Genomic DNA, 16319 nt, shown 5'->3' on the forward strand with positions numbered 1-16319 from the left:
CGCTTTGGTTACCCCGTCGACTCCGGGCGCCTTGCGTCCGTCCTGGCGCCCGAAGCTCGCGCGCAGCCCATCCAGGTCCCACAGGAGCCCCATCAGGGCGGTGAACCGTGTCTGCGGCTCCTCGCGCGCCTTCAGTGTGAAACGCTCAAGTTTGGTTGTCACGGTCAGAGTCCTCTCAGCGTAGGGCCGTGTATCACTCTCACGTTCTCTCAGACCGCCACCCCCTGGCTCCACCAGCATTACCCGGCTTCACGGCTACTATGGATGGCTCCGACTTCCACGCACCACCGCCTGCGTCTTCGCTCTTACACTTGTTCGCAGGTGCCCGCCTCCAGCGGACCGGTACGCGGATCTCCCTGGTTACCACGCGCTCTCGATGTCAGGCTCGACACGGCCTCGGACCCCGGGGAGTAACCCGTGCCACTCGCCAGAGCGCGACACGGATTGTTGCCCGCCGGAGGGACAAGCCCGTCGGCACTCCCGACCGTTCTTTTCGGGGCTCCACACCTTCAAGGTCGGCATCACCCGTTACCTTTGCACCTCGCCTGCTTTCGTGCCTACGCATCGACGCGGCTGTTACCACCCGCGCCGCAAGGCTCGATACTGGACTCGCGGCTCACGATTACCCAGGCGGGACTCTCACCCGCTAGAACACGCGGCCTTGCCAGGCCGCACTGCCCCCGGAATTAACCCGGTTCAAGGTTGGCCTGCGCACGACCATCACCTTCGAGCCCACATCCACGAGAATGCGCCGGCGAAGACGGCGACCTGCCCGACCGCGCGGAGGGCGCTCGGGTTACCCCGCGCCCAACGCGCCGACGCAGAGTGCGAGCGCGCCCGATCCAACGGCCACCGGCTGGACAAGCCCGTGACCGATCGCGTTAGAATGCTGCGCCACGGTGACGCCGGCGCTGCGCCAGTTTGTCGATCCCGACCGGGCGCTCCGCCATCGTCTTCGCCCGCCGGCGCTCCAACCGCTTGTGCGGCCAGAGCCGTTCTCGGCCAGTGTCCGCCTGCCGCGTGCACGAGGCCGGATCGAGCACATCGTCCAGCTTGCCTACCCCCGTCCCGAGGAGCGCTGCAACAGGGCCTGTCGCCCTGCCAGGCTCGGTCGCGGGTACAAACCGTTTCAACGGCGCTCACTCACGATGCTCAGAGCTTAAGGAGCTGACTACCATGAGTGAGCAAGACTTCACCGACTACAAGGTTGCCGACATTTCCCAGGCCGACTTCGGCCGCAAGGAGATGGACATCGCCGAGACCGAGATGCCCGGCCTGATGGCCATCCGCAAGAAGTACGGCCCGGACAAGCCGCTCAAGGGCGCGCGCATCACCGGCAGCCTGCACATGACCATCCAGACGGCGGTGCTGATCGAGACCCTGGTGGAGCTCGGCGCCGAGGTGCGCTGGTGCTCGTGCAACATCTTCAGCACCCAGGACCACGCCGCCGCCGCCATTGCCGCCCGCGGCATTCCGGTCTACGCCTGGAAGGGTGAGACGCTGGAAGAGTACTGGTGGTGCACCGAGCAGGTGCTGAACTGGCCGGACGGCCAGGGCCCGAACATGATCCTCGACGACGGCGGCGACGCGACGCTGCTGGTGCACAAGGGCGTCGAGTACGAGAAGGCCGGAGCCGTGCCCGCGCCCACCGCCGACGACAACGAGGAGTGGACCGCCGTGCTCGGCGTGCTGGGGCGCACCTTCGAGCGCGACAACCGCCACTGGCACCGCACGGCCGAGGGCATCAAGGGCGTCACCGAGGAGACCACCACCGGCGTGCATCGCCTGTATGAGATGCACAAGAAGGGCACCCTGCTCTTCCCGGCCATGAACGTGAACGACTCGGTCACCAAGTCCAAGTTCGACAACCTGTACGGCTGCCGCGAGTCGCTGGTGGACGCCATCAAGCGCGCCACCGACGTGATGATCGCGGGTAAGGTCGCCGTGGTCTGCGGCTACGGCGACGTGGGCAAGGGCTCGGCGGCGTCGCTGCGGGGCTTAGGCGCCAACGTCTGGGTGACCGAGATCGACCCCATCTGCGCGCTCCAGGCCGCGATGGAGGGCTACCGCGTCGTGCGCCTCGATGACGTCTGCGACCAGGCGGACATCTTCGTCACCTGCACCGGCAACAAGGACATCATCACCGAAGCGCACATGCTCAAGATGAAGGACCAGGCCATCGTCTGCAACATCGGCCACTTCGACAACGAGATCCAGGTCCACACGCTGGCCAAGTACGAGTGGATCGAGATCAAGCCGCAGGTGGATCAGATCGTATTCCCGGACGGCCACCGCATCACCCTGCTCGCCAAGGGCCGGCTGGTGAACCTGGGCTGCGCGACGGGCCACCCGAGCTTCGTCATGTCCAACTCCTTCACCAACCAGGTGCTGGCGCAGATCGAGCTGTTCACCAAGCCGGAGGCCTACCCCATCGGCGTCTACGTGCTGCCGAAGCACCTCGATGAGGAGGTCGCGCGGCTGCACCTGGAGAAGATCGGCGTCAAGCTCACCACGCTGCGCCCGGACCAGGCCGAGTACATCGGCGTCACCGTCGAGGGGCCGTTCAAGACGGATCATTACCGGTACTGATGAGGGGCTAGGGCCTAGGTTCTAGGTTCTAGGTTCTAGGCACATCGCGACGAAGGCCGGCATCGGGTTCCGCATCCGATGCCGGCCTTCGGCTATTGGCAACCCCATCGAGCACGAAATACCGGTATCCGTCATGAACACGCAAGACACCCGCACCTTCAGCTTCGAGCTCTTCCCACCCAAGACGCCCGAGGGCATGGAGAAGCTCAAAGGCACCGTGGCCGAGCTCAACGCCGCCGGCCCCGCCTATTTCTCCTGCACCTACGGCGCCGGCGGCTCCACCCGGGAGCGCACCTTCGAGACCGTCGACTGGCTTTGCTCCCAGGGCATCGAGACCGCACCGCACCTGGCCTGCATCGGCTCCGACGAGGCAGAGATCCGCGACATCGTCGATCATTACATCAGCCTCGGCATCCACCGCATCGTGGCGCTGCGTGGCGACATGCCCTCTGGCATGGGCCGCAGCGGACTCGGCACCTTTCGCTATGCCAACGAGCTGGTGAGCTTCCTGCGCCGCGAATACGGCGATCGCTTCCACATCGAAGTCGCCGCCTACCCCGAGTTCCACCCGCAGGCGCCCAACGCCAACGCCGACCTCGCCAACTTCAAGCGCAAGGTGGAGGCCGGCGCCGACGCGGCCATCACCCAATACTTCTACAACCCCGACGCCTACTTCGAGTTCGTCGAGCTCTGCGAGGAGCAAGACATTCAGATCCCCGTCGTCCCGGGCATCATGCCCATCACCAACTACACCCAGCTCGCCCGCTTTTCCGACGCCTGCGGTGCCGAGATTCCGCGCTATATCCGCAAGCGCCTGGAGGCGTACGGCGACGATAAGGCGTCCATCCGCGCCTTCGGCCACGAGGTGGCGCTCGACCTCTGCCGCCGCCTGCTCGAAGGCGGCGCCCCGGGGCTGCACTTCTACACCATGAACCAGGCCGAGGCGCCGCTTGCGCTCTGGCGCGAGCTGGAGCTGCCGTCCGCGGCGTAATCCCACCGGCGTCGCCCGGAGTGTCGCCCTCCAGGGCGACACTCGATACACCGTCGGCGCCACCACAGCCCGGAAGCCCCCCGCACGCCCCCCACCCGAAGCCTCCCTCGGCGTCACAATTTCAAACGGCGGAATCGGCAACTATCATGGGCAGTAGACGGAAGCGCTCCGATCCAGAAGATCTAGTCGGCAAGCTGGACGCGGACCTGGTGCTGCCGATAATCAAGCTCAGCGAGCGCGACGGCGCGCCCTGCGACGCCGGGTTGCGGGCGGTGCAGGACATCCTGCTGCGTGGAGCCTGGCGACAACTAGTGCCCCGTTTCACCTATCTTTGCCTTCGTTGTCGTTGTCGTGGTCTTTGTCGAGTATCCGATTACGACCACGACCACGACCTGAGACGGTCTCGGGACTTGTGCACTGGTGCACTAGCCTGACACTGCTGCGGTACAGCGACGGCGCCTGGCGCCGCAGCCATCCGGTGGTGCGGACCTTGGATGGCTATCGGCGGGCCGTCGAGGCCGGCGCGGGAGCAGGCGCCGAGTCATGCCTGTCTCCCACGCCGTCGGCGTCTCGCCGGCCGGTCGGGACGGGGAAGCAGCCGTGCACTTCACCATCAACGCCCGCGGCGTTGACCTGCAGGCGGCAGCACCACCACTCGGATACCCCGTGATCGACAACGACCACGGCTTCCACCTCCCACGCCACCGAGCTGGCGCCGAAGCACAGCCCGGCTTCCAGCGGCTGCTGAAGGACCTCTGCTACGACAGCCGCTTTCAGCCCCTGATCGTCGAGTGCCGCGACGAGCGCCTGCGCGCGAAGCTGATCCCGCGCAGGCGAGTCCCGGGTGGAACGAATCGCGAGCTACCATATCAGCGGAACCGACCGAGTCCTGACCGCCGCAACCCCGAGGTGCGCCCCATGTCCACCCACACGATCGAAGAGCCCGGCCTGCTGCTCCACCCCGGCCCGCCGGGGAACTGGGACGACGAGCGCGTGTCCGGACCGCGCGTGCTGCGGCAGGCGGACGGGATCTGGCTGCTCTGGTACTACGGCCGTGACCGCAGCTTCGACCGGCAGGTCGGCCTGCCCACCGGCCGCATCGGGCTGGCACGCTCGGAGGACGGGCTGAACTGGCAGCGGGTGGCCGGCCCCGGCACGCGGGGCGCGGTGCTCGATCCGCATCCGGACCCGCGTCGGTTCGACTCCACCCATGTTGGCGTCGGCTCCGTCACCCGGGACGAAACGGGCTTCCGGCTCTGGTACTTCGGCGGTGATGAGGAGCGCTTTCGGTTCGGCCGCTTCGAGGTGAAGGGGCTCCGACTGCGCATCGGCTGCGCCCGCTCGACGGACGGCATCCAGTGGCAGCGGATCGATGGACCGCATCGCGGTGCCCTGCTCGACGTCGGCCCGCCCGGCGCATTCGACCAGGCCACCTGCGGCTGGCCGCGGGTGCTGCGGCTGCCGGACGGGCGCTGGCGAATGTACTACCACGGCCTGGACCCGGAGCGGATGCAGTTCGCCATCGGCGCCGCCGAGTCCGACGACGGGCTGGCGTGGCAGCGCCTGGGCGAGATCTTCGGCTCCGGCGAACCCGGCGCCTTCGACGAGACCGGCGTCACCCTGCCGGAACTCCTGCCGCCCGGGCAGCACGGCGGCTCGGACTGGCGGATGCTCTACCAGGGTGTGTGCCGGGATGGCCACCGCTCCATTGGGCTCGCGGCGTCGCCCGACGGTCTCTACTGGTCGCGTGTGCCGGGAGCTGAGCCGGGCGGTGCCGTCTTCGCGCATGCGCCGTCGGGCTCCGGACGCTGGGACGCCTTCGCGGTCGGCACGCCCTGCGTCGTGCCGATGCCCGACGGCCGCTTTCGGCTCTACTACTCCGGCGCCGACGAGGTGCCGTCCGGCTTTGCCGACGAGCTCGCGATGGTGCAGCAGATCGGGCTGGCCATCAGCGACGGGGCCGATCTGACGCGCTGGCGCCGGTGGGAGCGCGGTGGCGACGGCGACTAGTGCGCCGGCGCGGAAATGACGAGGCCGCTCACAGTGCCTATCCGTGTCGCCCTGGAGGGCGACACGGAGAAACATCCGCCCAAGCACGGTATCGGAATGCTTCCATACCCGCACTGGGAACGCGCCGATCTCTTGGCGAAGACCGGCCGACGGCTGCGTCTCCCCGCCGCCACATCGTTCGAGCACCCGCCCAGCGCGACTTCTCGGATGCCCGAATCAGCGTCGAGCGGATATTGAGGCTGGCGGAAATCGCTCCACTATCCGGGTGCGGAGGCCATGAGCCTCACCACAAACCACCTGGAGGTTGCCATGACCTGGAAAGAGCAGTTAGACAAGGCCATCGCATCGGTCAAGGACGCGGCCGACAGCGAGCGCGCCCGCGAGATCGCTGACAGGGCGAAGTCGACGGCGTCGTCGCTCATCGAGCAGGTCCGCACCGGCGCCGTCGGCGCGGCGTCTTCGTTCCTGGAGGCAAACCGCGACCCGTCGTCGCTGGAAGTCCACTTTCTCAACGCGCACCTGACCATCCTGTCCCCGTCCGAGGGGATTTCGATCAGCCGGCCCGACGCCGCAACACTGGTCATCTCCGACGGCAACGAGAACGGGCTCGTCATCAACGCCGCCGCCGATCCTGCGTTCGTCGTGGAGCAGATCGGCAGTGTCAGTCAGGCGAGCGGCAACACCTTCGACATCGGCGCCGAGGATGGCGTGAACGTCGTGGTGACCAAGTTCTGACATCCCGCACAACGAGCTCCTGCGCACGGCACCGGCGGCCCGGATGCTGCCGGGCGCAGGTGTATAAGCACCTGGCTCTCCGCGGCGCTCGCGTCTTTTCTGAAGTCTGTGTTGCGGCGCTCGGCGCTGCCAACGACGAGGCATGGGGTCGCACACGCGCAACATAGCCTTCCGTCTATCACCAGCAAAACTATCATCAATGCAGCGCAAGGAATTGCTCGGCTAAGATGCGGTTTTTTTGAGCTGATCCCGCATCGCCGAGCATCCCCATGCCTCCGAATCCACTGACGACGCTGTTCCCCTTCCTGCGCTGGTTTCCGATGTCGGGCGCGACGCTGCGCGGCGACCTCATCGCCGGCGTCACGGTTGCGCTGGTGCTGGTGCCGCAGAGCATGGCCTACGCGCAGCTCGCCGGACTGCCGGTGGTGTACGGGCTGTACGCCTCGACCATCCCAGTGATCGTCGCGTCGCTGTGGGGCTCGCTGCCGCAGCTGCACACTGGGCCGGTGGCGATGCTGTCGCTGATGTCCGCCGCCGCGGTGCTGCCGCTGGCGGCAATGGGGAGCCAGGATTTCATCGCGCTGTCGGTGATGCTGGCGCTGATGGTGGGCGTGCTGCGGCTGGCGCTGGGCTTGCTGCGCATGGGCATCCTGGTGAACTTTCTCTCAAGCCCGGTGATCGTCGGCTTCACCAATGCGGCGGCACTGATCATCGGCCTGTCGCAGCTCAGCAAGCTGCTGAACGTGCCCTTCCCGCGCACCGACAACTTCGTGCTCGACCTCTGGCACGTCCTCGAGCAGTTGCCGCATACGCACCTGCCGACGCTGGCGTTCGCGGTGGCGACCTTCGCCATCATCATCGGTGCGCGCCGGGTTATCCCGAAGATCCCGGGCGTGCTGCTGGCCGTGGTGCTGACGACAGTGGTGAGCTGGGCCATCGGCTACGAGCGCAACGCGTCCGTGCCGCTGATGGCCATCCAGGACCAGGAGGCGCGCGATCTCGCCGCCGAGTACGGTGCCACCGTGCGCGCGCTGGACTGGCTCGGTACGCAGACCGCGAGCTTCAACCAGCAGATCCGCGACATCGACGACCTGAAGGACCCGAACCGCTTCGCCGAGCGCACCCTGCTGGAGGCGGACCTTCGGGTGCTGACGCGGGAGATGGACCAGCGCAAGCGTGCCAACAACCAGCGCCAGGTGGCGCTGCACAGCATGCGCTTTCAGCGCGTCGAGACACCGGACGGGCAGCAGTTGTTCTTCCGCGAAGGCCGGGTGCCGAAATCCGTGACCGCCGGCGACGGGATCTGGCGCATCGGCAGCGTCAAGGGCGATGACCTCAAGCTGATGGCCGGCGGCGCCGTGGTGGGCGCGATCCCGGCCGGGCTGCCCAGCTTCCATGTGCCGGAGATGCGCATGGACTTCTTCTGGACCCTGCTGCCGTCCGCGCTGGTGATGGCGCTGATCGGCTTCATGGAGGCGACGTCTATCTCCAAGGCTATCGCCGCCCAGACGCGCGAGAAGGTGGACACCAGCAGGGAGCTAGTGGGCCAGGGGCTGGCGAACATCGCCGGCAGCTTCTTCAGCTCTTACACCGTGAGCGGCTCCTTCTCACGCTCGGCGGTGGCCGCCAAGAACGGCGCCAAGACCGGCATGTTCGCCATTCTCAGCGCGCTCGGCGTCATGCTGGTGCTGCTGTTCCTGACGCCGCTCTTGTATCACCTGCCGCAGGCGGTGCTGGCGCTGATCGTGATGATGGCCGTGTTCGGGCTCATCAACGTCCGCTCCCTGGTGCGTGCGTGGCAGATCGAGCGCCAGGAGGCCATCGTCGGCGTCATCACCTTCCTCGCCACCCTGGCCATGGCGCCGCAGCTCGCCAACGGCATCCTGCTGGGTGCCGGTCTCGCCATCCTGCTGTTCCTGCTGCGCACCATGAAACCGCGCACGGACATCCTCGGCCTCGACGCGGAGGGTAGGCTCGCCGGCATCAGCATGAACGACATCGAGCCCCTGGGGCGCAACTTCATTGTGGTGCGCTTCGACGGCTCGCTCAACTTCGTCAACGCCTCGCGCTTCGAAGACGTTCTGCTTGAGGCCCGCGCGAAGAACCCGCAGGCGCGCGCTGTGCTGGTGGAGGGCAGCGGCATCAACGACGTGGACGTCAGCGGCGAAGAGCGCCTGCGCGACGTGATCCAGACGTTCCGCGACAACGGCGTCGAGATCTATTTCTCGAGCCTCAAGGGACAGGTCTACGAGACGCTGCGGCGCGGCAGAATGTTCCATCTGCTCGACGAGTCGCACTTTATCCGCACCAAGGAGCGCGCCCTCCAGTTCATGCAGGAGACCTTCGACAGCGGCAAGCCGCTGGAGCCGGTGCGCCCCGCCGTGGGGCCGAGCACGCCGGTGCTGGGCTAGCCGGCCCTGGAGCGCCGAGTTCCACTCGGCGCCCCTAGGGCGTCAGGGCAGCCGCAGCTCGACGGCGATGGGATGGTGATCCGACGGCTCGGCCCCGGGACCGTAGTCGAACGCCCGCCAGCTGCCGGGCACCAGCCAGTGCTTGGCGGCACCGCCGAGCACGACGTGGTCGATGGCGTAGGGGTACTTGGGGTTGCGAGGGAACGGGAAAGGTCGACCGGCGCCGGCGAGCACGAGGTCCGCGTCCCGGTCCGGGCGCTCGCTGCCGGGCCGGCAGCGTCGGCCGAGGTCCGCGTCCGGCCGCCAGTCACAGACCATGCCGTCGTCGATGTCCGTCCAGAAGTGGTCGTTCGGCTGGTCGAGCTCGCGGTTGAAGTCGCCGATCACGACGAAGGGGATATCGGCCGCGGCGCGGGCGTCGATCCATTCCTCCAGCACGCCGCGCTGGCGGATCAGGGTCCGGCACTGGTGGCGACGCACGTTGCGGTCGAGCCGGTTGTAGGCGCAGCCAGCCTTCAGGTGGATGGCCATCAGCTCAAACGCCGCGCCGTGACCATCGATGGGCTCCACCAGGATGCGTGTGCCCCAACGCAACCCGTCGGCACCCAGCTCCCGGAAGCCCTCGCGCACCCGGTAGTCCAGCCCTGCGTGCCGGAGCCCCTCGCGGTTGATGGCGAAGCCGGTGCGCTGGGCGGTGAAGCGCTGGCCGGGCATGCCGCGGCAGGTGTCACGGCCCGTCTCGCGGCGGGCCGAGACCACCAGATCGTACACCTTTGGGTCGAATACCCGCGCCAACGCGTGGGCGTTCTGCACCTCCTGCACCGCAACGATGTCGGCGTCGAGCCGCTCCGCGACCCCGCGCAGCCGCGCGTAGTCCGCCGCGGTGCGCGGCCGGCAGCCGGCACCGTCGGCGGCGGCGAGGTGCTCGATGTTCCAGGTGGCGAGCCGCAGGGCCGGGCGCGCCGCCTGCGCGGGCGCGCAGACGACCAGCAGCCCGACGACGGCGGCGAGGATCACACCCCGGCCGCCGCGACTGCCCAGCGTTGCCGGCGGCCTTGCCGGCAATCGAGCCCCCATCAGGGCAGGCTGATGCGCCGCATGATGCCGTCTTTCAGCTTCCAGTGCTTGATGCCGGCGGCGATGTGCAGCACCAGCAGCGCCGCCACCGCGAGCGCGGCGTAGCCGTGGTAGGTGAAGAGCTGCTCGCTGAGGGCCTTGTTCTCGCCGACGAAGCCAGGCAGGGTCCAGTCGAAGAACTGCACCGGGTGGCCACCCGCGGCGGTCGCCAGCCAGCCGCCGATGGGCAGGCCGATCAGCAGGATGTACAGCAGCAGCAGAGTTCCCCCGGAGATGACCTTCTCCAGCCCCGTGAGCGGCTTCTCGTAGGCGGGCGGCGGTGACAGGCGCCGCAGCACCAGCCGCAGCACCATCAGGATCAGGAGCAGGACGCCGAAGCTCTTGTGGTACATGAAGAGCTGGCCGGTGGTTTCCTTCCCCAAGGTGTCCACGATGCCGTCGCCGAGGCGCCAGAAAACGAAGCCGATGGCCAACAGGCCGAAGACGACAAGGGCAATGATCCAGTGCAGCAGGCGCTGGAGGAAGGTATAGCGATAGGCTGAAGCCATGTAGTGCTCCTTGGTTGAGGTGGACGGACGGAAGGCGGGAGATGGCGCATTACATTCGCGCAAACCCGCCGATGCAGGAGTTTGGCCCGGCATATAGGCGCAACCCGCAGACCAGTGCAAGCAGAATCGTACTCACAAGAACGACCATTTTCAGCGCCAGCCGCGCGACGGCGGCAATGCCGCCCACCCGCCTCGACCCGCCGCCACTGCGCCCCCACCTTGGCGGCAAATCCTCCGGAGTGTGATTCCCCGTGCCCGACACCATGCTGCCCAGCAACCGCCTGCGCGAGAGCCTCGGCTACCTGAACTGGCTCTACAACCCGTTTCACGGTCTCGATGCCGCCGGTATCTACGACCTGCTCGCCACCAGCGCCGCCACCGAGCGCGGGCTCTACCTGAACCTCGGCTACTGGCGCGAGGCGACCGACCTCGATGCCGCCAGCGATGCACTGGCCATGCTGGTCGGCGAGACCGCCCGGCTCGGCCCGGCGGACAGCGTGCTCGACTGCGGCTTCGGCTTCGGCGACCAGGACATCCTCTGGGCGCAGACACTGAAACCCGGTCGCATCGTCGGCCTCAACATCACCGCTTCGCAAGTCGAGCTGGCGCGCCGGCGGGTGGCGCAGCTCGGCCTGCACGAGCAGATCGACCTGCGCCAGGGCTCGGCCACGGACATGCCCATCGAGTCGGCCAGCGTGGACAAGGTCGTCGCGGTGGAGTGCGCCTTCCACTTCCGCACCCGCGAGGCGTTCTTTCGCGAGGCCTGGCGGGTGCTGCGGCCGGGTGGCCGGCTGGTGCTGGCGGACATCATCCCGGCGCCGAGGATCGGCGGCTTTCCGGCGCGGCTGGAGCATCGCGTCTCCTGGCGACTAGTGGCGGGCAAGTTCGCCATTCCGCCCGAGAACGCCTACACCAAGCCTACCTATCACGCCAAGCTCGCCATGAGCGGGTTCGAGCAGATCCGCGTGGAGTCCATCCGCGAGCACGTCTATGCGCCGCTGCACCACTTCCTGGCCGAGCATCCGCAGACGCTGGACCGCCTGCACCCGATGGCGCGATTGCCGGCCAAACTGGCGCTGCGCCTCGAGGCCACCAGCGTCTACCGCGGGCTCGACTACGTGCTGGCCAGCGCCGTGAAGCCGCAGCAGTTGCCGGGCGCGAGCCGGCGGCCATGACCGGCTTCGCGTTCGAGGCCATCGGCACCGCACGGACGCCGTTCACCGACAAGTTCGGCATCCCGCGCCAGCCGCGGCTGGTGGATGCGCCCGGGCGCATTCTTCTGCACCCACCCTATGACCGCATCGAGGCATTTTCCGGGCTGGAGGGCTTCAGCCACGTCTGGCTGCTCTGGGTCTTCCACGACGACTGCCTCACCGCCGGCTGGAAGCCCAGGGTACGCCCGCCGCGGCTCGGCGGGCGGCGCTCGGTGGGCGTGTTCGCCAGCCGGGCGCCCTACCGGCCGAACCCCATCGGACTGTCCGCGGTGGCCCACCACGGACTGGTGGAGGACGCCGATGGTCTCGCGCTTGCGGTCTCCGGGGTCGACCTGCTGGACGGCACGCCGGTGCTGGACATCAAGCCTTACGTCCCCTATGCCGACGCACTGCCGGAGGCCGCCGGCGGCTTCGCCCGTCCGGAGCCCGCAACGCGCCTTGTGGCGCGCTTCAGCGAGGCCGCGGCCGCCGCGGTGGCCGCGCGGGACCCGGACGGAGCGCTCGCCCTTGCCCGGCTCATCGAGCAGGTGATCGCCGAGGACCCGCGCCCCGGTTACATGGACCGCTACCCGGAGCGGCGCGAGTTCGCGCTCCGGCTCTACGATTGCGACATCCGCTGGCAACTCGACGGCGACACGGCCATCGTCGAGCAGTGCATACCCCAGCGCGACACGCCCCCATGAGCGAGGTCCCCGTATGCACGCCGAGCCGCTACCCACCAGGCGCGAGCCCGAACGGCGGACGCGCTTCGAGACCGGGCAACGATTGCTCGCAACGCCGAAATCCGGCGCATCGTAGGTCGGGTTAGCGATCGCGTAACCCGACTATCCAAGGATCACCGACGCCCATCGTCGGGTTACGCCGCGCTAACCCGACCTACACCGAATACTTCCGCGGTCTCTTCGCTTCTGCATCCCACGCCTCACTCGACGGGCTGCCGACGAGCCCGTGCTGCTTCGCCATCAAGCACGGGTCAGCTCCCGGCCCCTCTGCCCTCGGCCTCAGCAGTGAAAAGACCGCCCGCATCGCTTATAGTTGTTGGTTTACGCTCATGCCCGTGCCGGCCGTTCGAGCAACTTCGGCACGCCCCCAACGGAGACCTCCGATGGCCGCAGAAGACCTGATCGCACCGTCCATTCTGTCCGCGGACTTCGCCAAGCTCGGCGAGGAAGTCGACAACGTCATCGCCGCCGGCGCCGACATCGTCCACTTCGACGTCATGGACAATCACTATGTGCCGAACCTCACCATAGGCCCGCTGGTGTGCGAGGCGCTGCGTAAGCACGGCGTCACCGCCCCCATCGACGTGCACCTGATGGTGAAGCCCGTGGACCGCATCGTGCCGGACTTCGCCAAGGCCGGCGCCACCTACATCACCTTCCACCCAGAGGCCAGCGAGCACATCGACCGCACCCTGCAGGTGATCCATGGCGAGGGCTGCAAGGCGGGCCTGGTGTTCAATCCGGCGACGCCGCTGTCCTACCTGGAGTACGTGATGGACAAGGTGGACATGGTGCTGATCATGTCGGTCAACCCCGGCTTCGGCGGGCAGAGCTTCATCCCCTCGGCGCTCACCAAGCTGCGCCAGGCCCGCGAGATGATCGACGCCTCCGGCCGCGAGATCCGCCTCGAGATCGACGGCGGCGTCAAGGCGGACAACATCGCCGAGATCAAGGCCGCCGGCGCCGACACCTTCGTGTCCGGCTCCGGCATCTTCAACAAGGGCCAGGACGGAGACCCGAACCGCTACGACAGCATCATCCGTGAGATGCGCGAGGCGCTTGCCAGCGTCGGCTGACGGCAGCGTCCTCGAGCCCCGGGGGCCGTAGGTCGGGCCGACACAAGGAGGCCCGACGCGGTGCCCGCACGCAGTATAAGGCCAGTTTCGGTGCCGGTGTCGTGGTCGGGGTGTCGGGCTTCGCTAACGCTCAGCCCGACCTACGCTCAGCCCGACCTACGCTCAGCCCGACCTACGCTCAGCCCGACCTACGCGCTCAGCCCGCCCCACGGACAGGCGCCTCCTAGATCCCGCACAGATCCCGCACACTTTCCGCCAACCGCCCGAGCAGCGACCGCACCCGGAGCCGATCCCGCATGCCTGACAAGTCACGGCCGACGCCCTTCGACCCGCGCCCCTTCGATCCGCAAATGGTCCTGATCGACCTCGACGGCACCCTGGTGGACAGCGTGCCGGATCTGACCCACAGCGTCGACGAGATGATGGCCGCGCTGGACCGCCCGCCGCACGGCGAGGCGGCGGTGCGCAACTGGGTCGGCAACGGCGTCGAGCGCCTGGTGCAGCGCGCCCTCACCGGCCAGCTCGACGGCGAGCCGGACCCCGCCGACTACGAGCGCGCCTACCCGATCTTCCTGGAGCTCTACTCGGCGCACAACGGCGAGCATGCACGGCTCTATCCGGGCGTCGTCGAGGGCTTGAAGGCGTTACGGAAACGGGGGCTCAAGCTGGGCTGCGTCACCAACAAGGCGGCGCGGTTCACCGAGCCCTTGCTCGAAAACCTCGGCATCGCCGACAACTTCGGCATCATCATCAGCGGCGACAGCCTGTCCGAGAAAAAACCGAGCCCGCTGCCGTTGCTGCACGCTGCGGAGCACTTCGGCGTGACGCCGCCGCAGTCGTTGATGCTGGGCGACTCCATCAGCGACGTGAAGGCGGCGCGCGCCGCGGGCTTCCCGGTGGTTTGCGTCAGCTACGGGTACAATCACGGCCACGACATCCGCGAGGCGGTTCCGGATGCCGTCATCGACTCGCTGACCGAGCTGGATGGATTATTGGTGGAGCAGAGGGCCTGAGGCGCTACCGGTGCTTGCTGCGCACGTCGGCTGACGAGGCGCTGCCGCAGACGGGGGTAGCATGATCATCAGCTTCGACTTCGACAAAGACAACGACAACGAAGCGCTTGATTCATTTCTGAAGATGTGGCGCGACCAAGGACGCTGACGTCGTAGGTCGGGCCGACGCAGGAGGCCCGACACGCAAACGGTAATGCCAACCGGCGCGTCGGGCTTCATTCCTCAGCCCGACCGACGCGAGCCCTCTTCACGAGCCCTGGGTCCTCAACGCGGCTTTTTCGCGCAACGACTGAAACGCAGCCATGCACCACGACACGCACTCCCACCGAGCGATGCGGCCCGGGCGCCGATGGCGGAGCTGACGCCCGACCGATCATCGCCCCGTTCCTGACTGCATCCACCGGAACTGCATCCATCGGAGTGCCGACATGACCCCCGAGAACTTCGCCGCCCTGGTGCGCCAGGGACACAACCGCATCCCCTTCGTCTGCGAGGCCCTCGCCGACCTCGACACGCCGCTGAGCTGTTATCTCAAGCTCGCCGCCGGCCCCTATTCCTACCTGTTCGAGTCCGTGCAGGGCGGCGAGAAGTGGGGCCGCTACTCCATCATCGGCCTACCGGCACGCACGGTGCTGAAGGTCTATGGCCACCGCGTCGTGGTGGAGCGCGACGGTGCGGTGGTGGAAGAGGCCGAGGCCGCGGACCCGCTCGCCTGGATCGAGCAGTTCCAGGCCCGCTACCGCGTCGCCGAGCACCCGGACATGCCCCGCTTCGCCGGCGGGCTGGTGGGCTACTTCGGCTACGACACGGTGCGCTACATCGAGCCGAAGCTGGCCCATTGCCAGAATCCGGACCAGATGGACACGCCGGACATCCTGCTGATGCTCTCCGAAGAGGTGGTCGTCTTCGACAACCTGCGGGGGCGCATCTACATCATCGTCCACCTCGATCCCGAGGCCGGCGACACGCCCGCCACCGGCCAGGCGCGCATCGACGCGCTGGTGGCCAGGATGCAGCGCGGCGCTCCGCGCAACCCGGCGGGCGGCGGGCGCGCGGTGCAGGAGACGGACTTCGTGTCCGGCTTCAGCGAGGCCGGCTTCGAGCAGGCCGTCGAGCGCATCAAGGACTACATCCTCGCCGGCGACTGCATGCAGGTAGTACTCTCACAACGGCTGTCGATCCCTTTCCAGGCCCAGCCGCTGGACCTGTACCGGGCGCTGCGCGGCCTGAATCCGTCGCCGTACATGTATTTCCTGGATCTCGACGAGTTCCAGATCGTCGGTTCCTCGCCAGAGATCCTGACCCGGCTGGAGGACGGCGTGGTGACCGTGCGCCCAATCGCCGGCACGCGGCGCCGCGGCTACACGGAGGAGGAGGACCAGGCCCTGGAAGCGGAGCTGCTGGCCGACCCGAAGGAACTCGCCGAGCACCTGATGCTCATCGACCTCGGGCGCAACGACTGCGGCCGCGTCGCCACCACCGGCAGTGTCAGGATGACGGATCGGATGATCGTCGAGCGCTACTCGCACGTCATGCACATCGTCAGCAACGTCATCGGCGAGCTGGCTCCCGGCATGAGCGCCATCGACGTGCTGCGGGCCACCTTCCCCGCCGGCACCGTGTCCGGTGCACCCAAGATCCGCGCGATGGAGATCATCGACGAGCTGGAGCCCGTCAAACGCGGCGTCTATTCGGGCGCGGTGGGCTACCTGGCCTTCAACGGCAACATGGACACGGCCATTGCCATCCGCACCGCCGTCATCAAGGACGGCACGCTGCACATCCAGGCCGGCGCCGGCGTGGTGGCGGACTCGGTGCCGGAGCTGGAATGGAAGGAGACCATGAACAAGGGCCGCGCCGTGTTCCGCGCCGTCGCCATGGCGGAGGCGGGCATCGAGCGCCATCCCTGCGTCGGTGGCGAATGACCCGAGGC

Annotated in this window: 12 protein-coding genes and 1 riboswitch; of the genes, 10 read left to right on the top strand and 2 right to left on the bottom strand. The window is 67.7% G+C overall.

Going from position 1 to position 16319, the window contains the following annotated elements; genetic code table 11:
• Positions 1-1063 precede the first annotated feature (1063 nt).
• Positions 1064-1148, top strand: a riboswitch (S-adenosyl-L-homocysteine riboswitch).
• Between the two features lie 28 nt (positions 1149-1176).
• The 5 genes from ahcY (at position 1177) to LJE69_RS03600 (ending at position 8736) form a co-directional block, all read left to right on the top strand.
• The gene (gene ahcY / locus LJE69_RS03580) at positions 1177-2589 is read left to right on the top strand and encodes an adenosylhomocysteinase (protein WP_296921570.1); all 1413 of its coding nucleotides are present in this window, start codon (positions 1177-1179) and stop codon (positions 2587-2589) included.
• A gap of 133 nt (positions 2590-2722) precedes the next feature.
• On the top strand, positions 2723-3580 hold the full coding sequence (gene metF, locus LJE69_RS03585) for a methylenetetrahydrofolate reductase [NAD(P)H] (protein ID WP_296921572.1): 858 nt from the start codon (positions 2723-2725) through the stop codon (positions 3578-3580).
• 543 nt (positions 3581-4123) lie between these two features.
• Positions 4124-5590, top strand: coding sequence for a glycosyl hydrolase (locus LJE69_RS03590; RefSeq protein WP_296921573.1), 1467 nt, complete (start codon positions 4124-4126; stop codon positions 5588-5590).
• Between the two features lie 309 nt (positions 5591-5899).
• Positions 5900-6325: a hypothetical protein gene (locus LJE69_RS03595; RefSeq protein WP_296921575.1), complete on the top strand. Its 426-nt coding sequence runs from the start codon at positions 5900-5902 to the stop codon at positions 6323-6325.
• Between the two features lie 269 nt (positions 6326-6594).
• Complete coding sequence (locus LJE69_RS03600; protein ID WP_296921577.1) at positions 6595-8736, top strand: SulP family inorganic anion transporter; 2142 nt, start codon at positions 6595-6597, stop codon at positions 8734-8736.
• 42 nt (positions 8737-8778) lie between these two features.
• Here the strand turns inward: LJE69_RS03600 and LJE69_RS03605 are convergent, their stop codons facing one another.
• Both LJE69_RS03605 and LJE69_RS03610 read right to left on the bottom strand, forming a co-directional pair.
• Positions 8779-9753, bottom strand: coding sequence for an endonuclease/exonuclease/phosphatase family protein (locus tag LJE69_RS03605; protein ID WP_296921579.1), 975 nt, complete (start codon positions 9751-9753; stop codon positions 8779-8781).
• A 59-nt stretch (positions 9754-9812) separates the two neighbouring features.
• Positions 9813-10361, bottom strand: coding sequence for a cytochrome b/b6 domain-containing protein (locus LJE69_RS03610; RefSeq protein ID WP_296921581.1), 549 nt, complete (start codon positions 10359-10361; stop codon positions 9813-9815).
• A gap of 251 nt (positions 10362-10612) precedes the next feature.
• Between LJE69_RS03610 and LJE69_RS03615 the strand changes: the two genes are divergently transcribed.
• From LJE69_RS03615 to trpE, 5 genes are all read left to right on the top strand, one after another.
• Complete coding sequence (locus LJE69_RS03615) at positions 10613-11536, top strand: cyclopropane-fatty-acyl-phospholipid synthase family protein (protein WP_367114620.1); 924 nt, start codon at positions 10613-10615, stop codon at positions 11534-11536.
• Entirely contained in the window at positions 11533-12258 is a 726-nt protein-coding gene (tsaA, locus tag LJE69_RS03620) for a tRNA (N6-threonylcarbamoyladenosine(37)-N6)-methyltransferase TrmO (protein ID WP_296921583.1), read from the top strand. The genes LJE69_RS03615 and tsaA overlap by 4 nt, the downstream gene beginning before the upstream one ends.
• Before the next feature lie 422 nt (positions 12259-12680).
• A complete protein-coding gene (rpe, locus tag LJE69_RS03625; RefSeq protein ID WP_296921585.1) occupies positions 12681-13373 on the top strand; it encodes a ribulose-phosphate 3-epimerase in 693 nt (230 codons plus the stop codon).
• A 296-nt stretch (positions 13374-13669) separates the two neighbouring features.
• Positions 13670-14386: a phosphoglycolate phosphatase gene (locus tag LJE69_RS03630; RefSeq protein ID WP_296921587.1), complete on the top strand. Its 717-nt coding sequence runs from the start codon at positions 13670-13672 to the stop codon at positions 14384-14386.
• Positions 14387-14814: 428 nt separating this feature from the next.
• The gene (trpE, locus tag LJE69_RS03635) at positions 14815-16311 is read left to right on the top strand and encodes an anthranilate synthase component I (RefSeq protein WP_296921589.1); all 1497 of its coding nucleotides are present in this window, start codon (positions 14815-14817) and stop codon (positions 16309-16311) included.
• Positions 16312-16319 lie beyond the last annotated feature (8 nt).

The organism is Thiohalocapsa sp. (assembly GCF_022340605.1).
GTDB lineage: Bacteria > Pseudomonadota > Gammaproteobacteria > Chromatiales > Chromatiaceae > Thiohalocapsa.